At 68.3% G+C, this 20,423-nt stretch carries 22 protein-coding genes and 2 tRNA genes; 6 read left to right on the plus strand and 18 right to left on the minus strand.

Features of this window, described 5'->3' with window-relative positions; all coding sequences use genetic code 11:
• Window positions 1-49 precede the first annotated feature (49 nt).
• Together IG04_RS0117150 and IG04_RS45300 are read right to left on the minus strand one after the other, a co-directional pair.
• Window positions 50-691, minus strand: coding sequence for a putative glycolipid-binding domain-containing protein (locus IG04_RS0117150; RefSeq protein ID WP_051770076.1), 642 nt, complete (start codon window positions 689-691; stop codon window positions 50-52).
• Window positions 692-862: an antitoxin gene (locus IG04_RS45300; protein WP_084402023.1), complete on the minus strand. Its 171-nt coding sequence runs from the start codon at window positions 860-862 to the stop codon at window positions 692-694.
• Between the two features lie 187 nt (window positions 863-1,049).
• On the opposite strand from IG04_RS45300, the gene IG04_RS0117160 reads away from it, so the two are divergent.
• Window positions 1,050-2,363, plus strand: coding sequence for a BNR-4 repeat-containing protein (locus IG04_RS0117160; protein WP_245816623.1), 1,314 nt, complete (start codon window positions 1,050-1,052; stop codon window positions 2,361-2,363).
• A 79-nt stretch (window positions 2,364-2,442) separates the two neighbouring features.
• Here IG04_RS0117160 and IG04_RS0117165 read toward each other — a convergent pair whose 3' ends face one another.
• A complete protein-coding gene (locus IG04_RS0117165; RefSeq protein ID WP_030477664.1) occupies window positions 2,443-3,648 on the minus strand; it encodes a thioester domain-containing protein in 1,206 nt (401 codons plus the stop codon).
• 311 nt (window positions 3,649-3,959) lie between these two features.
• On the minus strand, window positions 3,960-5,165 hold the full coding sequence (locus IG04_RS0117170; protein ID WP_030477665.1) for a DNA cytosine methyltransferase: 1,206 nt from the start codon (window positions 5,163-5,165) through the stop codon (window positions 3,960-3,962).
• Window positions 5,166-5,227: 62 nt separating this feature from the next.
• Here IG04_RS0117170 and IG04_RS0117175 point away from each other — a divergent pair, with 62 nt between their 5' ends.
• Window positions 5,228-5,986 carry a hypothetical protein gene (locus IG04_RS0117175; RefSeq protein WP_030477666.1) on the plus strand — a complete coding sequence of 253 codons (759 nt, stop codon included), beginning with the start codon at window positions 5,228-5,230 and terminating at the stop codon, window positions 5,984-5,986.
• A gap of 6 nt (window positions 5,987-5,992) precedes the next feature.
• Here the strand turns inward: IG04_RS0117175 and IG04_RS0117180 are convergent, their stop codons facing one another.
• Window positions 5,993-7,246, minus strand: coding sequence for an ATP-grasp domain-containing protein (locus tag IG04_RS0117180; protein WP_245816625.1), 1,254 nt, complete (start codon window positions 7,244-7,246; stop codon window positions 5,993-5,995).
• A gap of 18 nt (window positions 7,247-7,264) precedes the next feature.
• Between IG04_RS0117180 and IG04_RS48140 the strand changes: the two genes are divergently transcribed.
• Window positions 7,265-7,405: a hypothetical protein gene (locus tag IG04_RS48140; RefSeq protein ID WP_245816627.1), complete on the plus strand. Its 141-nt coding sequence runs from the start codon at window positions 7,265-7,267 to the stop codon at window positions 7,403-7,405.
• Window positions 7,406-7,597: 192 nt separating this feature from the next.
• On the opposite strand, the gene IG04_RS0117185 is transcribed toward IG04_RS48140, so the two are convergent.
• The gene (locus tag IG04_RS0117185; protein WP_157512940.1) at window positions 7,598-7,768 is read right to left on the minus strand and encodes a hypothetical protein; all 171 of its coding nucleotides are present in this window, start codon (window positions 7,766-7,768) and stop codon (window positions 7,598-7,600) included.
• A gap of 105 nt (window positions 7,769-7,873) precedes the next feature.
• Here IG04_RS0117185 and IG04_RS0117190 point away from each other — a divergent pair, with 105 nt between their 5' ends.
• Entirely contained in the window at window positions 7,874-8,731 is an 858-nt protein-coding gene (locus IG04_RS0117190) for an NAD-dependent epimerase/dehydratase family protein (protein ID WP_030477669.1), read from the plus strand.
• Here the strand turns inward: IG04_RS0117190 and IG04_RS0117195 are convergent.
• Window positions 8,676-9,587, minus strand: a complete 912-nt coding sequence (locus tag IG04_RS0117195; RefSeq protein WP_030477670.1) for a ribonuclease Z — start codon at window positions 9,585-9,587, stop codon at window positions 8,676-8,678. The two genes, IG04_RS0117190 and IG04_RS0117195, sit on opposite strands and share 56 nt — an antisense overlap.
• 23 nt (window positions 9,588-9,610) lie before the next feature.
• On the opposite strand from IG04_RS0117195, the gene IG04_RS0117200 reads away from it, so the two are divergent.
• On the plus strand, window positions 9,611-10,432 hold the full coding sequence (locus tag IG04_RS0117200; RefSeq protein ID WP_030477671.1) for a serine hydrolase domain-containing protein: 822 nt from the start codon (window positions 9,611-9,613) through the stop codon (window positions 10,430-10,432).
• Here the strand turns inward: IG04_RS0117200 and IG04_RS0117205 are convergent.
• The 10 genes from IG04_RS0117205 to IG04_RS0117250 all read right to left on the minus strand — a co-directional run bounded on the left by IG04_RS0117205 (window position 10,416) and on the right by IG04_RS0117250 (window position 18,437).
• Window positions 10,416-10,787, minus strand: a complete 372-nt coding sequence (locus tag IG04_RS0117205) for a hypothetical protein (protein WP_030477672.1) — start codon at window positions 10,785-10,787, stop codon at window positions 10,416-10,418. The genes IG04_RS0117200 and IG04_RS0117205 overlap by 17 nt on opposite strands.
• Window positions 10,774-11,604 (minus strand): SDR family NAD(P)-dependent oxidoreductase, encoded by an 831-nt coding sequence (locus IG04_RS0117210; protein WP_030477673.1) that lies wholly within the window; start codon window positions 11,602-11,604, stop codon window positions 10,774-10,776. Before IG04_RS0117210 ends, IG04_RS0117205 begins: the two co-directional genes overlap by 14 nt.
• A gap of 62 nt (window positions 11,605-11,666) precedes the next feature.
• Window positions 11,667-12,548: an SAM-dependent methyltransferase gene (locus IG04_RS0117215; RefSeq protein WP_030477674.1), complete on the minus strand. Its 882-nt coding sequence runs from the start codon at window positions 12,546-12,548 to the stop codon at window positions 11,667-11,669.
• A 168-nt stretch (window positions 12,549-12,716) separates the two neighbouring features.
• Window positions 12,717-12,789 (minus strand) — tRNA-Arg (locus IG04_RS0117220).
• 41 nt (window positions 12,790-12,830) lie between these two features.
• A tRNA-Ser gene (locus IG04_RS0117225) sits at window positions 12,831-12,920 on the minus strand.
• 155 nt (window positions 12,921-13,075) lie between these two features.
• Complete coding sequence (locus IG04_RS0117230) at window positions 13,076-15,019, minus strand: acetoacetate--CoA ligase (RefSeq protein ID WP_030477675.1); 1,944 nt, start codon at window positions 15,017-15,019, stop codon at window positions 13,076-13,078.
• 75 nt (window positions 15,020-15,094) lie between these two features.
• On the minus strand, window positions 15,095-15,850 hold the full coding sequence (locus IG04_RS0117235) for an ESX secretion-associated protein EspG (RefSeq protein ID WP_030477676.1): 756 nt from the start codon (window positions 15,848-15,850) through the stop codon (window positions 15,095-15,097).
• Complete coding sequence (locus tag IG04_RS48620) at window positions 15,847-17,109, minus strand: PPE domain-containing protein (protein WP_030477677.1); 1,263 nt, start codon at window positions 17,107-17,109, stop codon at window positions 15,847-15,849. The genes IG04_RS0117235 and IG04_RS48620 overlap by 4 nt, the downstream gene beginning before the upstream one ends.
• Window positions 17,106-17,660 carry a hypothetical protein gene (locus tag IG04_RS44035; RefSeq protein ID WP_144065618.1) on the minus strand — a complete coding sequence of 185 codons (555 nt, stop codon included), beginning with the start codon at window positions 17,658-17,660 and terminating at the stop codon, window positions 17,106-17,108. Before IG04_RS44035 ends, IG04_RS48620 begins: the two co-directional genes overlap by 4 nt.
• 135 nt (window positions 17,661-17,795) lie before the next feature.
• Window positions 17,796-18,437: a dienelactone hydrolase family protein gene (locus tag IG04_RS0117250; RefSeq protein ID WP_030477679.1), complete on the minus strand. Its 642-nt coding sequence runs from the start codon at window positions 18,435-18,437 to the stop codon at window positions 17,796-17,798.
• A 76-nt stretch (window positions 18,438-18,513) separates the two neighbouring features.
• On the opposite strand from IG04_RS0117250, the gene hisC reads away from it, so the two are divergent.
• Entirely contained in the window at window positions 18,514-19,581 is a 1,068-nt protein-coding gene (gene hisC, locus IG04_RS0117255; RefSeq protein WP_030477680.1) for a histidinol-phosphate transaminase, read from the plus strand.
• On the opposite strand, the gene IG04_RS0117260 is transcribed toward hisC, so the two are convergent.
• The gene (locus IG04_RS0117260) at window positions 19,571-20,320 is read right to left on the minus strand and encodes a sulfite exporter TauE/SafE family protein (protein WP_030477681.1); all 750 of its coding nucleotides are present in this window, start codon (window positions 20,318-20,320) and stop codon (window positions 19,571-19,573) included. The two genes, hisC and IG04_RS0117260, sit on opposite strands and share 11 nt — an antisense overlap.
• Between the last annotated feature and the right edge of the window lie 103 nt (window positions 20,321-20,423).

The following is a 20,423-nucleotide window of genomic DNA, read 5'->3' on the forward strand; positions in this document are numbered from 1 at the left end:
CATCGTTTGGATGCGACTCGCCACGAAGGAAGTACTTCTTGGAGCGGTTCTAAATCCGCTTCGAGATCAGCGGGTACTCGACCACCAGGCCGTTGGGATCGACCTTGATGTTCTGCTCGAAGCCGCCGCTCTTGAACCGCACCACCGAGACCTCGTCGCCCACGGACACGGTCCGGTAGGTCTGGGTGACTGCCTTCACCGACAGGTCCGGCAGCGACACCCGCACGACGGGCAGCGCGTGCTCGCCCGGTTCGCGGTGCAGACCGAGCCTGCGGATCGGGATGGCGTTGAACAGCACGGCGAACTGGACGTCGACGTCCAGCGCGTCGTTGAACGTCTCGCGTTTGCTGCCCTGGCCGTGGTCGACCAGCCAGGCGCCGTCCTCGGTGCGGGACAGAGAGCACTGGCGCTCTTCCAGCACTGTCGCCGTGCGCAGCAGCAGCCGGTTCACCTGGCCGCTCTCGCCCACGGACACCTCGAAGGAGGCGTTGAACTGCTCGTTGGGGCCGGCGGCGACGAGACGGCCCGACGCACGGAGGCGCTGGTCGCTCGACAGGAGCAGGCGGACCTGCTCGAGGCGCGGCTCGTGGATGCCCTGCCAGGTGATCATGTCCGGCCGGCGGGCAGAAGGAGAGCGGGTCTCTCCGGTGGAGGTGACCCGCCCCGCGTCAGTGGTGTTGAAGGAGTTCACTCATCCACCTGGAAGGATGTCCTTGATCTTCTCGGCAACCGAGTCGACCTGGTCTTCGTGACCGAACTTGCCGGCGACGAAGTCCGCCGCGGCGTCAACGCCCTGGTCGACCTTCTCGTGGTTCTGCTCGGCCAGGTCCATGGCCTTGTTCTTGATCTCGTCGAAGTTCATGTGGTGCTCCCTCGTCCCTGACGCAGGGTACCCGAGTAGGCCCCGCGTGTTGATAGCCGCGATCACGTTAACCGTGCCTGGACAAGTCGGCTCGGCGACAACGAAGATGTCGTCACCGCCGCCTGGTCGGCCGCCGTCGCGGTCAGAACCAGGAGGAAGTTGCATGACACGGCTCCTGCGTGGAGTTATGTCCGCAGTACTGCTGTTGCCGCTCGTCGCGGTCTCCTCGGCCAACGCCACGGCCGATGTTCAGGGGAAAGCGAAGTTCACGGTGACGACCACGGCCACGAGCGTCGCGGCCCGCAGTGACCGGCGTCCGGTCGCAGGCGGTGTCCACGACAAGAAGGTGGACAAGACGTTCATCTCGTGGGCCGGTCAGTACGAGGACAGCTACGTCCAGTCGTACGACCACCGCAAGTCCACTTGGTCCACTCCGAACCGGATCGCGGACGGTGCGTCGGACGCGCACAACTATCCGACCATGGTCCAGGCCAAGGACGGGCACCTGCTCATCTTCCGCGGCATGCACAACGTCGAGTTGCGCATGTCCCGTTCGCCCGAGCCCCACTCGGCCGACGGCGTCTGGGAAGAGACGCTGATCTCGAAGAACGCGGCCACGTACCCGATGCCGTTCGTCACGCGCGACGGCACGATCTACGTGTTCTACCGCGAGACGACGCGTGACCTCGACGGCACGACGCCGACGGACACACGTCCGATGCTCTACGTGGTGTCCAAGGACAACGGCAAGACGTGGAAGACCTCCACGGACGTGACCGGGGACCGCTTCGCGATCGGCTCGACCGCCCGCGCGGACAACATGAACGAGATCTACATCGGCCAGCTCCGCCAGGAGGAGAACGGCCGCGTGCGGATCGTCTACACGCTCGCGGGCGGTGGGCCCGAGGGCAACAAGCACGACCGCTATCACCGCAACATCTACTACACGTGGTTCGACCCGCAGAACCGGCACTTCTACTCGGCGTCCGGCAAGGACCTGGGCACCCAGATCGACGACGCCGACCAGGAAAGGCACCTGAAGGTCGCGGAGACCCCGCTGACCCTGCCGAACAAGGTGAAGTCGCCCGACTACATCCAGCAGGTGGGCACGATCCTGGGGCAGCCGTTCCTGTTGTGGTTCATGGGCGACGAGGCCGGTGGCCCGCTGCGTAACTACATGTCCACTTGGAACGGTCGCAGCTGGGAGACCAGGGAGGTCGCACGGGGCCTGCGCACCCGTGAGGTCGAGAAGGTGGATCCGTTCACCTGGCGCGTCTACGCCACCGAGGACGGCAAGCCGAACGTGAACACGTACCTGGTGCGGCTGGGCCGTTTCTGGTCGCCGGAGACCGTCATCCCGACGGCCAAGCCGGTGCAGCGCGTCGAGATCGTCGAGAACTTCCGCGATCCCGCCCGCGCGATCTTCTCGGGAGCGTCGTCCAACCGGGACGTCGCGATCGCCGACGGCGACATCTACGTGGCGGGCTTCAGCCGCCGGTAGGTCGTTCTGCGGAAAGGCAAACGCCCCCTGCTCCGGCGCGGAACCAGGGGGCGTTCGTCTTGGGGGCTAGCGGCCTAGATCAGGCGCCGGCCTTGTTGCGACGGACCACGAACAGCGCACCGACACCGGCGCCGACGAGGACCAGACCGCCGAGCAGCGGCCACAGGATCGACGCACCGGTCGACGCGAGGTCGTCCTCGCCGCCACCCGGAGCCGGGTTGGCCGGGGTGGTCGAGGTGGCCGGAGTGGTGGTCTCCGGCGCCGTGGTGGTGGTCGTGGTGGTGGTAGCCGTCGTGGTCGTGGTGGTCGGCACGACGCCGACCTTCCAGTCGGCCTTGGCCAGCTTCTCGACCTTGGCCTTCTGCGGCTGCGCGATGACGAGGGACTGCGCGACGTTCTTCGAGTCCTTGTTGTGCGCGACGAACAGGCGGCCCAGCGCGATCTCGGCCTCGGCGGAGAGCTTGAAGTCGGCCTGGCCGTCCTTCGCGTCCGCCGGAACGTTCACGAAGAACTCGGAGATCTTCTCGGTGCCCTTGATCGAGACGCCGTCAGCCTTCTGCTTGACCTCGAGCGGGTTGCCCTGCGCGTCGACGATGGTGACGCCCTCGGGCAGGTTCGCGGTCAGCTTGACCTCGTTGGCCGTGGTCGTGACCTTGAACGGGCCGATCTTCTCGCCCGGCTTGCCCGACTTCGACTCCGGGTCGATCGTCAGCGTCGGCTTCGGCGCTTCCTCGACCTTGGCCTCGGCGACGAACTTCTTGTAGAGGGCGACGACCTCGGCGTCGTTCTTCTTGTTGTCGACGTCGAGCTTCGCGTCGTCCGAGAAGTGCCAGAGCGCGGCCTGCGTGGCGGCGATGACGTCCTGCTTGTCGAGCTTGTCGATCCCGAAGGTCTTCCGGATCTCCTCCACCGACTTGTTCGGGTAGGACCGGTTCAGGATCCAGAGGACCTTGCCGGGGTTCTCACCCTTGAACTTGGTGTTGGGGTTCGGGTGCTTGTCCCACGGCACCTCCTTGAGGACGTCTCCGTCCTCAAGCGGGGTCGGCAGCTCGACGCAGTACGCGAGGACGTTGGTGCGGCTCTCGTCGTCCTCGATGCGGAGCTTGATGACCCAGGTGTCCTGCTTCTGGTCCTTGTCGCCGTCCTTGAGCCACACGTTGTGGCCCTGCTCCTGGCCACCGCGGTCCGGAGTGATCTTGACGTCGGCGTGGGCCGGAAGGGCCGAGAACGCGAGGGCGGCGGTGGCGCCGAGCAGCGCCGTGCCGATCCTGAACCGGGAAGCCATTGGTCTCCTCTTGCTCACTGAAGTTAGCCCGAACGCGGCGGGAAGTCGTCATCCGTCGGGACGGCCGGCACGTCGTCATCGACACTGAACCGACAGGAAGCGAGCGGGACGTTAGCCGATGGGGTGACACACGTATGAGTGAGGTAAGAAGAGGGTGCTACACAGCCAGTGAGCAGCGAAAACATACTCGCGGTGTCCACAGTGGATAGGGTTGCGATGCATTCATTCCGTCAGGTGACGTTAAATTCGTTGCCGAACAGTTATCGAGCGCGGCGTTTCGCTACGGATGATCGCCGCGATCGGTTCAAGACCTAGGCCACCATTTCGGTAACTTCTGCCGGACGAATGTCGCCGGGACGCAGTGAGGTGCCGCGCAGGCACATCTCCCTGGGCTCCGGGCGGTCGCCGGTGAGAATCCACCTGGTCAGCCCGGCCAGCTGGTAGGCGATCAGCGGCGGGACGGCGTCGCCCACGTGCCGGTAGGCGTTCCCCAGAATCGAGACGTCGAACTTGAACCGGCGCGGGAACCCTTGCAGCAGAGCCATCTCGCGGACCGTGCACAGGCGGTGCTGGACCGGGTGGGCATAGCGCCCGTTGCCGACGTGGCCGCATTCCCGCTTGATCGTTCGGGCCGGTTCGTCCCACCACAACCGGCCGTAGACATCGGGGTGCGAACCCCAGTTCTGCTGCTCGACGATCTTGCGTTGGGCAGGGTTCAGCAACTCCGCGGTCTCCGGTGAGCGGAGCAGATCAGCCCACGATCCGCCGTTCGCCGGAATTGCACGCATTCTTTCGAGACTGCGGTCCTGGGAAAAGGTCGGCGAGACGTGAATGGGGTCTTCCAGGTCCGCGACGCCGGCCGCGAGGACGGGCAGCTTGCCGATCGCGCGCCGGACCGTGACGGCCGACGGGCGGATGACCCGGCCCGCCCACAGGTCGTCGAGCGTGAGCAGCGGCAGGCCGCCGTCGACGGCCACCATCAACGTCCGCTCGCGCAGCTGCGGCAGGCCGAACCTGGACAGCATGTGCGTGCCGCCCCAGACGGAGTACCCGATTCGGGTGAGTTCCTCGGCGAGGCTGTCGAAGTGGTGGCGCTGCTTGCCCTTGACGAGCTCGCGGGCGTTCTCCATCAGCACGACCTTCGGGCGCAGCTCCTGCGCGTACACCGCGATCCGGCCGACCAGGGAGTTCCGCGGGTCGTCGCGCAGGTGGTTCTGGGAGGTGATGCGGCTGAAGCCCGAGCACGGCGGGCACGCGAGCAGCACGTCCAGTTCGCCCCGCTGCAGGCCCCACACCTCGCGCAACGCCGCGGGCGAGACCTTCGCGAGGTCGACCTCCAGCGGGTCGACGCCGATGTTCGCGCGGTAGGTGTCGTTGCAGCGCAACGAACCCAGCTTCGAGCTGGGCTTGCCGATCTGCGCGTCGGCGGCACCGACGACCCGGAAGTCGCGGTGGGCGTGGAAGCCGAAGCTCATGCCGCCCGCACCCGAGAAGATGTCGGCCACCGAGAAGGACACGGCGAGATCGTACGGGCGAGGCGCCGAGGACCTTTCCCTGACATCCCGTACCTTTCCCGCCTATGGAGCTGCCGCGCGCCTGGCAACGGCCTGACCCGTTGCGCGGACTCGACAGGATTTCCTGGAGCGAGGTCTACGACGGCCGGGGTGGCGCCGGTCACGTGCCCCGCCTGCTGCGCTCCCTGATGGACCCCAGCGAGGACGAGCGGCAGAGCGCGCTCTCACAGCTCGCTGAGCGGATTCTCACCGACGACACGGTGTCCGAGGCCTCGTTCTGCACCGTGCCGTTCCTGGTGGAACTGGGAGCCTCGTACAAGGTCGCCGGGGACGTGCGGGACCGGGTGATCTTCCTGCTGGCCGCCATGGCGTTGGCGGGCAAGGGGTTCACCGAGGACGGACGGCGCACGCACCGCAGGTGGAACGCCCTCGGCCGCGAACTGCCTCGCACGGCTCCGGACTGGTTGACGCAGACCCGGCACGCCGTCGCCCAGGGTGCGCCGAAGATCTTCGAGGCGCTGGCGTCCGAACGGGTCGCGTGCCTGGTCGCGCTGGCCTGCGCGGTGCCGGAGAAGCTGCCGCCGTTCGTCGGCGGCCTGATGAACGACATGGTCGAACTGCCGGGCGAGGAGATGCTCGCGGACGCCGCCGAGATCGCCGTGGCGTTGCTGAAGGACTCGCCGGAGTTACTGGGCGTCGACCTGCCGAAGGTGCTGGGCGAAGGGCTGGTGCGTCCGGTGCACCAGCCCCGCGAGGTCGCCGCCGCCCTGATGGGCTACCGGTTCGCCCTCATCTCCGCGTACGGCGACGAGGGCGCCTGGTGACCGCGCTTACGCGGTGACGGCCTCTTCGATGACCTGCTCGACCCGGGCCTCGTCCTCGACCGCGATGGCGGGTTCCAGGGCGCCGAGGCCAGTGCCCCACTCCTGGTCCGCCAGCGCGAACGCGGCGACGGTCAGCGCGGCCACGGGAGCGCCCACGGGCATGTTCTCGCGGTGCAGGTCGAGGTCGAGCCGGCCGCCGATCGGCGACGGGCTCAGCCGCAGCGTCGCGTGCGCGGCCTCGTCGGCGTACGCGAGCCGGCACGCCCAGCCGGTGAAGATCACCCGGCGCTCGTCGGCCGTCGTCGGCTGCACCGCCCGCACGTTCGCGCCCACGGCCCCGGCGCGGTGGTTGTCCGCGGCCTGCAGCACGAGCTCCTCGAACTGCATCGAGGAGATGCCCAGGTCCCAGCCGGCGACCAGGGCGACCTGGACCAGCGCGAGCGGCAGCGTCGGGACCGCGTCCTCGAAGCACACCATCGCGCCGCCGTAGCGGGTGTTGATCTCGGTCGGCAGGAAGCCGTCCTCGGTCGCGATGCCGTCCAGCGTGAACGTGCCGCGGTAGCCGACGGTGCCACGCAGGTGCTCGCCGACGCGGCGGGCCAGGTTGCGCATCTCGTCGCGGATCCACACGGGCGGGTCGTAGTACGACGCGCAGCCCGCGTAGAGGAACTTGGCCTGACCCTGGCGGCGCGGCACGACCATCTCGATCGGACGCAGCACCGCGGTGCCGTCCGGGAAGACGATGCCGTGCACGCTGACCGGGATGCCTTCCAGGAACGGCATGACGCGGACCTGGTCGCACTTCGGCGCGAGCACGTCGAAGGCTTCCTTGGCCTCCTCGTAGGACCGCACGCGGCGCACGAAGTTGGCACCGCCGTTGATCGCCGGGCCGTCACCGGACCAGACGACGCCCGCGCCGCGGTCCAGGATCTCCGAGGCGCCCCAGAGGCGTTCGAAGTCGAGGTCGAACACCATCGCGGGCGCGCGGCGGGCGGACAGCTCGTCCCAGAGCGCGTCGATGGTGGTCTTGTTCTCCAGCGCGACCCAGTCGTGCTGCCGGGCGTTGAGCACCGGGCGGCCCTCGAACGAGCTGATCTCGTTGTAGGGCGTGCTGATCACGACCGCTTCACCGTCGGCGTCGAAGTCGCTCAGGATCGCCTTGACCTCGGCGCCCGGCTTGGTCAGCAGCTTGCCCAGGCGGCGCTGCTCGACGGCGACGAGACTGCCCTTGATGCCCAGCGACACCCAGCGCGCGATCACCGAATCATGAAGCGGGGCATGATCGTCGGTATCGAGCACGAGCGTATGGCGGGCACCGAGCGCATGAAGCTCATGCGCGCGCTTCGCCAGACGCGTACCGCCGGCCAGAACTACCAGCCGGTCACCGAACAACCTTCCGAGGCGCTCGTTGAGCGCTGAGAGGACATGATTCATCGCCGAAAACTCGCTTAAGAGAAGCGGAGGACGTGACCGGCGATCGCCGGGTGACGCGTAGCGTAGAGCCACCCGGTATGTGTGTCGAAGCACGGTCCGGCAACGGCCGGATGAATCTTGCGACGGGCCTGTCGGCTCAGGCGTCGAAGCAAGTGGATCAGCAGTCGGCCCGGGTGCTCACCGGGAGCGTGCCGCGTCCCGGAGGACCTGGTCAACGCGGTTGAGGAAGCTGCGCTTCGGGTTGATCGACGGCAGCGGCGCCGTGAGCTCTGCGGACTGGGGCGCGGGTGCGGCTCCCACGATCTCAGCCACGTTGCGCAGGAACTCCTGCCGCTTGAACTCGAGCACGGCGTGATCGTGCAGGAGTCCGGCGATGCTTGTGTGCACAGCGCGATGGGGGTAACTCACTCGTGTGTTATCGGCGTAGTCGCCGTCGACCTTTAGGGTCAACTCGTGCGAGTTCTGGTGACCGGTGCCACTGGGTACGTCGGCCGCGCCGTGGTGCGTGAGCTGCAGGTTCATGGTCATGAACCTGTTCTGTCCCGTCAACGCCTCTCGGAGCCGTTCGAGCTGGACGACGTGGACGCCGTCGTCCACCTGGCCGCCGTGGCCCGTGTCCGGGAGTCTTTTCTTGATCCACTCCCGTACTACGAGACGAACGTGGGCGGGACGCTGAATCTGCTCAAAGCCCTGAAGGGCCAACGATTCCTGCTCGCGTCGACTGGCACGGTGTACCGGCCTTCCGACGCCGTCCTGACCGAGGACTCGGTCCGGGAACCGTCCTCCCCCTACGCCGCTTCCAAGGCCGCCGCGGAGGACCTCGTGGCGTGGGCGGCGCGGTCCGGGCAGATCGGGGCGACCACTCTCCGTTTGTTCAACGTCGCTGGAGGGGGTGACACGGACACCACTCGGGTGATCACGCGGGCCGTGGCGTGCGCCGCCGGAACGGTGCCCGGCATGGAGGTCTACGGCGACGGCGGGGCCGTGCGCGACTTCGTGCACGTACGCGACGTTGCTGCTGCCTTCGTCGTGGCTCTGGAGGCATGTTCCGTGGGCACGTCGTCGGTCTACAACGTCGGCGCGACCGCTGCTTCCGTCCGGGACGTGCTCGACGCCGTCGCCGAGGTGACCGGACGGACCGTCGACGTGACGTGGAAGCCCGCAGTCCCCGGGGAGATCCGTTCACTGCGGGCCGACGCGTCACGGCTGCGAGCGTTGGGCTGGGAGCCTCGTTCGTCGGCGCTGACGGAGATCGTCAGGGACCAGTGGCTCGCTTCGGCACCGGTACCCGGTCCAGATCCTTCGCGATGACGATCTCGCCGTCGAACTCGGCGGCGGCCTCGGCGAGGAACTCGGCCGGATCGTCGTAGCGCTGGGAGAAGTGCGTCAGCACCAGCTTGCGGACGCGGCAGTCCCGCGCGACGCGGGCGGCCTGCTGGGCGGTGAGGTGACCGTGGTCGCCGGCGAGCTTCGTGTCGCGGGCGAGGTACGTCGACTCGATCACGAGCATGTCGGCGTTGTCGGCGAGCTCGAAGACGTTGTCGCAGAGCCTGGTGTCCATGACGAACGCGAACCGCTGGCCCTTGCGGGGTTCGCTGACGTCCGCGAGCTTGACGCCCTCGAACTCGCCCTGCTGCTGGAGTGTGCGGACCGCCGGGCCCTGGATGCCGTGCTCCTTGAGCTTCTCGGGGAGCATGCGGTGGCCGTCGGGTTCGACCAGGCGGTAGCCGACGCTGTCGATGCCGTGGTCGAGCGCGTACGCCTCGAGCCGGCCGAACCTGCCGTTGGCGATCTCGCCATCCTCGACGACCGGCACCTCCTTGATGTCCGCGGCGTCGTAGAACGCGCTGGCGTAGCGGAGGCGCTCGAAGAAGTGCGCGCCCGACAGCGGGTAGTGCGCGTGGACGGTGTGCTGGACGCGGTCCAGGGACAGCCGCTGGACGATGCCGGGCACGCCCAGGCAGTGGTCGCCGTGGAAATGGGTGATGCAGATCCGGGTGATGTCGCTCGCAGCGGCGCCCGACCTGAGCAGCTGCCGCTGGCTGCCGTCGCCTGGGTCGAACAGGAAGCCCTCGCCGTCCCACCTGAGCAGATAGCCGTTGTGGTTGCGCTGGCGGGTCGGGACCTGGCTGGCCGTTCCCAGGACGATCAGTTCCCGGACTGTCACCCCCTGACGTTAACGTCTGTCCCATGCGGAGCGTGGAAGTTGCGTCGACCTGGCCTGTCGGGAACGTGGCGGTGGCGGTGGTCACCCCCGACGGCGTGACCGGGTCGCTGGGTGATCAACAGCGCGTGTTCCCGCTCGCGTCCGTCACGAAGCTGCTGACGTCGTACGCGGTGCTGGTGGCCGTCGAGGAGGGCGCGGTCGAGTGGGACCAGCCGGCCGGCCCCGAGGGTTCGACGGTCCGGCACCTGATCGCGCACACCGCCGGTTACGCGTTCGACAAGGCCGAGGTGCAGGCCACTCCCGGTACCCGCCGGATCTACTCGAACGCGGGCTTCGACGTGCTGGCGTCTTTTGTGGGCGAGGCGTGCGAGATGCCGTTCGCGACTTATCTGCACGAGGCTGTTTTCGCGCCGCTGGGGATGAATTCCTCCGCGCTGGTCGGCTCGGCGGGGGCCGGTGCCGAGTCCTGCGCCGCCGACCTGGCGTTGTTCGCGGCCGAGCTGCTGTCGCCACGCCTGGTCTCCGCCGAGCTGGTGGCCGAGGCGACGTCCGTCGTGTTCCCCGGCCTGAACGGCGTGCTGCCCGGTTACGGAATGCAGAAGCCGAACGACTGGGGGCTCGGCTTCGAGATCCGCGACTCGAAGTCACCGCACTGGACGGGACTTTCCTTCTCACCGCGCACCTTCGGCCACTTCGGGCAGTCCGGCACGTTCCTGTGGGTCGATCCGGAGATCTCCGCGGCCTGCGTGGCTCTGACCGACCTGCGTTTCGGGCCGTGGGCGGTCGAGGCGTGGACCCCGTTCTCCGACGGCGTGCGCGCCGAGCTGGTCAGTCGGCGAGCCTGATCGCGAGCTGCCGCAGGACCTCCTGCACGTCGGCTTCCTCGTAGTCGTTCTCGTACGCCTGAGCGACGCCGTGGAAGGCGTAGAGCAGCCCCGCCGTGAACCAGCCGAACTGCGACAGCACCTGGTCCATCGCCTGCTTGAGGGCCTGCTGCCCGGCCTCGTTGAGCTCGCCGTCGACCTTGACCTCGTAGCTGAACACGCCCTCCTGCAACGACTTGAGGGCCATGCGCAGGTAGTCGTTGGATCCGGCGCCGTCGTAGGTGAGCGTCAGGACGCCGAGCGCCCGCTGCATGATCTCCCGCTGCTCCACGCCGCCACTCTGCCTGGAGATCAGGCGTGCGTCACCTTCCGACACCCCATCGGACCCTGGCGGGGTCCTCCGGCACGAGCTGCCGCTCGAAGGCCTCGGCGATCGAGTCGACGTCCCACGCCTCGCGTTCGAGAACGGGTTCCCTCGGTGAGGTCTGCCCCATGACGTGCAGCTTCTGATTGGCGAACCGGATGAGCTGCCCGGTGATCCTCGCCGCGTGGTCGCTCAGCAGGTACGTGACCAGCGGCGCGATCGTCTCCGGCGGCGGCCCGCTCGGGCCGGCCAAGGTGTCGGCCGCGGCCATGCGTGTCCATGCGACCGGGCAGATGGCGTTGACCCTGATGCCCTTGTCGTGGAGTTCCGCCGCCGCACCGGCCGTGATGCTCGCGACGGCCCCTTTGGACGCGGAGTAGGTGAGTGCGGTCGGCTGCCCGACCATCGCGACCGAGCCGAGGTTGACGATCGAACCCCTGCCCATGCTCCTCACCGCGGCGTTGGTGCAGTAGAGCGTGCCGAGCACGTTGATCTCGATGAGCTCGCGCATGTCCCGGGGATCGTCCTGGCCGATCTCGGCCTGGTATCGAATGCCGGCGTTGTTGACGAGCCCGTCGATCCGGCCGAACGCCGCCGTGCAGGTGCCGACCATGGCCTCGGCCTGATCGGGATCCTGCACCGGCCCGGCGCTGACGACGGCCTTGCCGCCCCTGGACGTGATCAGGTCGGCGACCTGCCCGGCAAGCGGCTCGTCGACGTCGTTGATCACCACCGCCGCGCCCTCGGCCGCCGCGTGGACGGCGAACGCCCGACCCAAGCCCTGTCCGGCGCCGGTGATGACCACGGCCTTGCCTGCCAGAACCGTCATCCTTCGATGATGCCGTCATGTGCGGCCCGGCCCCGTGCGGACGGGGCCGGGGTTCGCTCGGCTCAGCCGGGCTTGCGCGCGACCCACCGCGCGACCGAGAAGACACCGGCGGCCCGAGCGGCGTCGAGCACGCGCTTGCCGTCGTGGATCACGGTGTTCTGCTCGCCGGCGTACTCACCCCAGCCCTGGCCGTCGTCCGGCGGCGTGCTGCCCCAGCACTCGACGTCCGGGTAGAGGTCCTCGGCGGCCTCGACGACGAAGCCGGCGGCCGACATCATCTCGCGGTACTCGTCCAGCGTGCCGAGCCGCGGGATGGAGATGACCTGCTCCACCGGCCCGATGAACGGCGCGATCTGCTCCTCGGTCAGGTGCTCGCCGAACGGCCGCCGGATCCAGTCGACCCCGACCAGGCAGGCACCGGGCTTGAGGACACGGAACGCCGCCGTGAAGAAGGCGGCCTTCTCGGGCAGATGACACACCGACTCGTAGAAGCTGACCATGTCCAGCGACCCGGCCGGCCACGCGACCAGGGTCTTGTAGTCCTCGTCGCCGACCGTCAGGAACGCGGCCCGCTCACTCATCCCCTGCTCGGCCGCATACGCGCGCGCCTGCGCCGACAACCACTCGTTGTTGGAGATGCCGACGACGTTCGCCCCGGAGACCGAGGCCGTGTAGACCGCCGTCCCGCCGACGCCGCTGCCGAAGTCCAGCCCGGTCCCGCCCGGCCGCAACCCGGCCGCGTCGATCTGCTTGCGCGCCAACGCCTTCGCCGCCTCTTCGGGCGACAACCCCGCCCGTTCGGCTTCCAGGTCTCCGTGGTGCCAGAACTGCCCCATGAGCGCGTGGTAGGCGGGCCCTGCGTGGTCGTAGTACTCGCGGACCTGTTGCTCGACAGTGGTGTTCACCAAAACCCGGCCTTTCGTGTTGAGCTTGCGGCCGCTCATCGAAGGGCCCGCGAGAACTCGTCGGCCACACCGAAGTCGACCAGCACCGGCGAATCTCAACGTAGTGTCCGCTCAGCGGGGTTGTCCACGATCTGGGTCGGCACTGGCACGGCCGGAAATGAGATCAGGGCCCCTGTGGAAAACTTCTCCACAGGGGCCCTGAGTCAGTGCGCTCGGCAGGATTCGAACCTGCAACCTTCTGATCCGTAGTCAGATGCTCTATCCGTTGAGCTACGAGCGCGTGTATTAAATTGTAACCGATCCTCAAGAGGCTCGGCCTTGCGGAGGCTCCGGGATTTGAACCCGGGATGGGGGGTTACCCCAAACCGCATTAGCAGTGCGGCGCCATAGACCAGACTAGGCGAAGCCTCCCGGGACCATCCTCGGCCACGGGACATAGGTTACACAGGTCCTCAACCGAGTTGCAAAACGCCCCCCTTCAACACCAGAACCTGCTGGTCAGAGCACGTTCAGAGGGGTGAAGAGGGGCGTTAAAGTCCTGGTCGCCGCGCGCGGAGTGACCTAGATCATTCCGCAGCGATTTCCAGGAACGGTTGGAGGGACTCGGGATTGCGGAGCGCGCCCCGGCTGACGGCTCGGTCCGGGTCCATGCCGGCGAGGATCTTCTTGACCGGGACCTCGCACTTCTTGCCGTTGAGAGTCCTGGGGATCTCGGCCACGGCCACGAAGCGGTTCGGGACGTGACGGGGGGACAACGACGCGCGCAATTCACGGCGTAGCAACGGTTCCACGTCGGGCAGCGTTACTCCGTCCAGCACGACGAAGCAGAGGAGTTCGCCCTCGGTCACGCCCGAGGTGTCGATCACCAGGGAGTCGACGACGCCCTCGATGGACTCGACCACGCGGTAGAACTCCGAGGTGCCCATGCGGACGCCGCCGCGGTTCAGGGTCGAGTCGGAGCGGCCGTAGATCACCGCCGAGCCTCGCGGGGTGATGCGGATCCAGTCGCCGTGGCGCCAGATTCCGGGATATGTGTCGAAGTACGCGTCGCGGAGGCGTGAGCCGTCCTCATCGCCCCAGAAGTAGACCGGCATGGACGGCATCGGCTTGGTGATGACGAGTTCGCCGACCTCGTTGTCCAGCGCGGTACCGGACTCGCTGTACGCGTAGACCGCGGCGCCGAGGGCTCGGCAGGAGAGTTCGCCCAGCCAGACGGGGCGGTCCGGGGAGGCTGCCACGAAGGCGGTGCAGAGGTCGGTTCCGCCGGAGACCGAGGCGATCTGGACGTCCTTGCCGACGGCGGAGGCGATCCAGCGGAAGCCTTCAGGGGTCAGGGGTGCGCCGGTCGAGCCGACGACGCGCAGGCCCGTCAGGTCGTAGCGGGAGGACGGGTCGATGCCCTCCTTCAGGCACGACTGGACGTACGGGGCCGAGGTGCCGAAGTAGGTCACGCGGTGCTGTTCGGCCAAGTGCCACAACACATTCAGCGACGGGAACGCCGGGCTGCCGTCGTACAGGACGATGGTGGTGCCGACCATGAGGGCGCCCACCAGGTAGTTCCACATCATCCAGCCGGTGGTGGTGAACCAGAAGAAGCGGTCGCCGGGGCCGAGGTCGCTGTGCAGGCCCAGCATCTTGAGGTGTTCCAGGACGATGCCGCCGTGGCCCTGGACGATGCCCTTGGGCAGGCCCGTGGTGCCGGACGAGTAGAGCACCCACAGCGGGTGGTCGAACGGCACCGGGGTGAACTCCAGCGGGGCGCCCTGGTGAGCGGCCACCAGCTCCGTGAACGACAGCGTGTCCGGCAGGGTCGAGCCGTTGTCCAGGTAGTCGATCAGGACCGTGGCGCGCAGCGACGGGATCTGCGCGCGGATCTCCTCCACGACCGGGCGGCAGTCGAACGACCGTCCGTTGTAGACGTAGCCGGAGACCGCCACGAACACCACGGGCTCGATCTGGGTGAAGCGGTCGGCCACGGCGCGGGCGCCGAAGTCCGGGGAGCAGGACGACCACGTGGCGCCGAGCGAGGCGGCCGCCAGGAAGGCGATGAGGGCCTCGGGGGCGTTGGGGACCAGCGCGACCACCCGGTCGCCCTTGGAGACGCCCAGGGAGGCCAATGCGGCCCGGAAAGCGGCCACGCGCGAGCGCAGCGTGCCGAACGTCAAAGAAGATGTGACGCCGTCTTCGCGATGGAAGATCACGGCGAGGTCGTCGTCGCCTCCGCGGCGCAGCGCATGCTCGGCGTAGTTCAGGGTGGAACCGGGGAACCATTCGGCGCCGGGCATCTCCGTGGAACCCAGCACGCGTGACGGTTCGGTGTGGAACCTGACGTCGAAGTACGAAGCTATGGCGCCCCAGAACCCCTCGAGGTCTGAGACGGACCACTCCCACAGCGACTCGTAGTCGGGGAGGTCGCGGCCCTGCTCGGAGAGCCAGGTCCGAAAAGCGGTCATCCCGTTGTCCCTCGTGGGGTCCGGGCGCCACAGCAGTTCGACGTCGGTGTCGGTCATGCCCCATGTCTAACCGAGGCACAACCGCACGTCCATGTGTGATTGGCGGACTTGCGGTAGCCCACCGGTGTGGAACTATCCCGCCGCGATCAACTCGTCGACGGCGCTGGTCAGGCGTGAGGCGTCGGCCGGGGCCAGCACCAGCCAGCCGTCCTGCCTGCGCAGGAGGTAGCGGCCCTCTCGGGTGTCGAGCCACTGCACCGATCGGCCGGTCGGGCGCGGCACGCCGTCGCGGTTGCGGGCGGTCAGGCCCAGTTCGCCGCCGCCGATGCGGGACGTGACGATCCGCATCAGGTTGTGCGCCTCGGGCTCGCGGATGCCCGCGTCGCGCAGGATCTCCAGGAACGCCTGCTTGCCGTCCTGCTCGCCCGCCTGGCCCGCGCGGACGTAGTCGTCCCAGCGCACGTTCACGGCACGGCCGGTGCCCGGTGCGAGACCTGGCAACGATGACACCGTTGCCGAGGCCAGCGACGTCGGGTGGAACGGGTACAGGTGCACCTCGCCGTTCACGCGGGCGGCGAAGACACCGCCCCAGCCGGCGCACGCGATGCCGCGGGCCAGTTCGGTGCCCTTGAAGTACGCGATCTCCAACGCCCGGTCGAACTCACCGAGGCCGCTGATCAACGCCCTCAGGTCAGGATCCGGGCGCTGCACCGTGCCCAGCCGGCGAGCCTGCAACGTCCGTGAACTCTCGTCGACGAGACGCTGCCGCGCCGCCCGGGTGGCCCCGACGTGGGGCGTGCCGAGCGGCACGACGCGGTCCTCGCCGTGCACGGCCTGCCACAGCAGGAAGAACTCCTGCGAGCTCACCGTGTACTGGCGGTCGGTCACTGACCGATCACCGGCGGGGCCGCCTTGCGGTCCAGACCGAAGACGTTGTCGTCCTCTTCCAGGTAGCTCGCCGTCTTGTGTTCCTTCGAGTCGTTCTGGCCGCCGCCGGCCACGGGGGCACCGGCCATCGGCGCGCCGCCCATCGCGAGCGGGTTCTGGAACGCCTTGGTCGTGTTGCCGGGTGCGGCCGAGGCCGCAGCTGCGGCACCACCGGCGCCACCACCGCGCGAGCCCTCGCTCACACCGGCCGAGCCACCGGCGGACGCGGCACCGCCGGCGCCGCTGGCGGCAGCGCCCTGGTTGCCGCTGCCGGAGCCGAACGGACGGGCCATGCCGCCGCCGAAGCCGCCGAACCCTCCGGCGCCACCACGGCCACCGGCACCTCCGCCATAGCGCGAGGACGTGTTCGTGGTGCCGCGGTTCTGGTTCTGCGTGCCGGTCGCGACGGGAGCACCCGCGCCACCGCCCGCGCCGTCCGAGGGCGTCGCCGGCGTGCGGCCGGTGAGGTCGCCGCCGACCGGGGTCGGATTGATCGGGTTGACGGGAGGCGTGAACTGCGCGGGCACGGTCTGGTCGACCGCGGCCGAGTTGCGCTGGAACGCCGCCATCACGTCCGCCGCGCGGCGGTGCGAGGCGTCGTTGGCCGCGAGGGCGTCGACGGGGCTGCTGCCGATGGTCTCGAAGCCGGCGAACTCGGTCTGCGGCTGCGCGATCAGACGCGGTTCCCGCAGGCTCGCGGACCCGAAACCGTCGACCTGGTCGACCGTCCGCAACCTGTCCTGCAGCACCGGCCTCGGCAGCGTCGTCTCCGCGGGCACCGGCGGTTCCGGCGCCTTGGGAGGCGGCGGCATCGCGGCACGCGCGGCTTCGACGTTGCTGGTCTCGGTCGTGATCGCGGCCGAGACCTTGGTCGCGTAGTTCGCGGTGTCGTCGACCCAGTTGGTGACCTCGGTCAGACCGTCACGGGCGAGCCGGGCCGACTCGCTGTCCCAGCCGACCGACGAGTCCTCGACGGCCTTGAGCAGGCCCGTGCGCACGCCGGCGATGTCCTCGCCGATCTTCTGCCAGTTCGTGGCTGCGGCCTGGGCACCGTCGAGGTTCACGCCCGTGTGGACCATTTTGTAGAGCTGCTCGTGGGTGTACGTCATCCAGTCGACCGGCTCGTGCAGGTCGCTGCGGTCGTACTTGCCGTCGCCGTGGTGCGACGACTTGCCGTCCCGGTCTCCGTTGCCCTTGTTGTCGTGCGATCCGTGGCTCACCAGGACCCCCCGGCGTTCTTCATCGACTTCTCGGCCTCTTCGTCGGCGTCGCGAATGGTGTCGCGGTTGCGGCGCAGGGCGTTGCTGATGTCGTCGAGGACCTTGAAGAGGTCCAGCAACGCCTTGGCGGCACCCGAGTCCTCACCGACGGCCAGGTCGGAGAACCGCGCGCTGATCGCCTTGGCGACCGGGTTCTCCCCCAGCTGCAGCGGTGTGGCCAGCTGGTCGGTGGCGCGCTTCCACAGGTCCATCACCTGGTCCCGGGCCGCATCGACGGCCTTGATCAACGCGTCCGCCGCGTCGACGTCGAGCGTCAGCTTCCCGTTGTCCGCCGCCTGGTCGAGCTTGGCCGCGGCATGGCTCGCCTCCGCCTTGTCCGCGAGCATCTGCTGCTGGAGAACAGGCTTCACCGCCGCCAGCTGCTCAGCCGTGATCGGCACGGTGGTCGACGTCGTGACCTCCGGTGTCACCGCCGGCGGTTGCGCCGGCGGCACGGTGTCCGTCGTCGCCGCGCCAGTCGTCCCGGTACCTGTCCCAGTGCCTTCAGCCATCCCTAGTAACCCCCTGCACTGCTAACTCGTCACCGCAGCACTGGGTGTTACGCGCAGCTACACCCAGTCAGCCGTCCGAAGCACTCCTTAGATGTACCTGGAGGACGGTTCGGTTCCAATCCGCCGGAAAGACCCTTACCTCATGTGAGCGTCGAACCAGTTCAACGCACGAACCCACGCTTCGTCACTCGAAACAGTGAAACGAACCAGATCGGACGCGGTTTCGGAGCTGATCACAGCATCACGAAGCTTGCTCACTTCTTCCGACTCCTCGTCGCTGAAGATGCCGAGCCATGGGCACGTGAGGTCGCCCGCCACGTCCACCAGCGCCGGAAGGCCGTCCGAGAGCGGCTCGAGGATGCCGGGCGCCTGCACGGTGACGGCGGCGCCGATCGTGCGGCTGGCGGCGACCACCATGGCGACGGTGCCGCCGATGTCGAACCCGACGACGCCCATCCGGTCGGCGTCCACGCCCTGCTGGCCCAGCCAGACGAACGCGACGTCGGTGTCCGCGAGCAGCCGGTCGCCGTTGAGCTTGCTGACCTGGTCCTTGATGTCGTCACCGTGCACCCGGTCCGCGTCGTAGAGGTGCGGCGCTATCGCGAGCCAGCCCTCGTCGGCGAGGCTGCTGACGAGGGTGCGCACACCCGCGGTGATACCGCGGGCCTCGTGCAGCACCACGAGCCCGCCCCGCACGGCGGAGTCGGGTTCGGCGATCGTCACCCGCAGCTCACGGCCGTCGGTGAGGGAAAGCGTCTCGGTGCGGGTAGTGGTCATGATTCCCACCCTTCCACGAGGGGGTGAACTCCAGTCAACGTGACCAATCGGACGGAGCAATGCGAGGATCGGGTCCATGACCGTGCGAACCCGTGCTGACCTGGCGTCCCTGCCGTCCTACGTGCCTGGCAGGACCATCCCCGGCGCCATCAAGCTCGCGAGCAACGAGGTGTCGGCCGGACCGCTTCCCAGCGTCGTCAAAGCGATCGCCGAAGCGGCCACCAGCATCAACAGGTACCCCGATTCGGGCGCCGTTGAACTCACCGGGCGGCTGGCCGACAAACTCGGCGTGCCCGCCGACCACCTGGCGCTCGGCTGCGGCTCGGTGACCCTGTGCCAGCAGCTCGTCCAGGCCACCTGCACCGAGAACGACGAGGTCCTGTTCGCGTGGAGGTCGTTCGAGGCCTACCCGATCGTCACGCACGTGGCGGGCGCGCGGCAGATCCGTGTGCCGCTGAACTCGGAGCACACGCACGACCTCGACGCGATGCTCGCGGCGATCACGCCGAACACGCGGATGGTCTTCGTCTGCAACCCGAACAACCCGACCGGCACCGCGCTGCGCACCGACGAGATCGAGGCGTTCATCGCTCGCGTGCCGCGCGACGTGCTCGTGGTGCTCGACGAGGCGTACAAGGAGTTCGTCGACGACGCCCACATCCCGGACGGCGTCGAGCTCGCGAAGCAGCAGTGGGCCGCGGGCCACAACAACGTCGCCGTGCTGCGGACGTTCTCGAAGGCGTACGGCCTCGCGGGCCTGCGGATCGGCTACGCGGTCGCGCCGCCGGTCGTCGCCGACGTGCTGCGCAAGGTGTACGTGCCGTTCTCGGTGAACGCGCTGGCGCAGGTGGCCGCGATGGCCTCGCTGGACGCCGAGGACGAGCTGATGGTCCGCTGCCGCGCGATCGTGGCGGAACGGGGTCGCGTGCGCGCCGAACTGCTGGCCATGGGCTTCGATGTGCCGGAGACCCAGGCGAACTTCGTGTGGCTGCCGCTGGGCGAGCGCACGGGCGCGTTCAACGAGCACTGCTTGGCGCACAAGGTCGTCGTGCGCGCGTTCGTCGGCGAGGGTGCCCGGGTGACCATCGGCGAGCCGCACGAGAACGACGCGTTCCTGGCCGCGGCTCGCACGTTCACTTCATGAGCAGCTGAACGATCGCCGCGACTCCCACCACCACGATGACGCCGCGCAACACGGCGGGTGGGAGTTTGCGGCCGATCTTGGCACCGATCTGGCCGCCGACCACGGACCCGACGGCCAGCAGCAGCACGACCAGCCACGCCACGTCGGCGATGAAGATGAACAGGACGCCGGCGACGAGGTTCACGAACGCGGTGAGCACGTTCTTCAGCGCGTTCATCCGCTGCAGGTGCTCGCTGACGAGCACGCCCATGATGCCCATGACCAGCACGCCCTGCGCGGCACCGAAGTAGCCGCCGTAGATGCCGGCGGCGAAGACGCCGAACCACAGCAGCACGCCGCCATCGTTGTCGTTGCGCCGGTGCGCGAGCTTGCGGTTGAGCCACGGCTGGATGAGCACGAGGACCAGCGCGATCACGATCAGCACCGGCACGATCGCCGTGAATGCCTTGTCCGGCAACGTAACCAGCAGAATCGCGCCGAGGATGCCGCCCAGGATGGACGCGGGCAGCAGGCGCTTGATGCGGTCCGACTGCCCCTTCAGCTCCTCGCGGTAACCCCAAGCGCCGGACAGCGAACCGGGCACGAGACCGAGGCTGTTGGACACGTTCGCCACCACGGGCGGATAGCCGACGGCGAGCAGCACCGGGAACGTCACGAGGGTGCCGCTGCCCACGACGGTGTTGATCCCGCCTGCGAACACACCCGCGATCACCACCGCGATTGCTTCCCAGACCGTCACGTCCACCCCCAGGTACCCGATGGTTCGCGACGCTAACACTCCGTTCGGACCAGCGAAGTGTGGCGCTCATGACAACAGGCCCGGCACTCAAAGTGAGCACCGG

The organism is Lentzea albidocapillata (genome assembly GCF_000719115.1).
Lineage (GTDB): Bacteria > Actinomycetota > Actinomycetes > Mycobacteriales > Pseudonocardiaceae > Lentzea > Lentzea albidocapillata.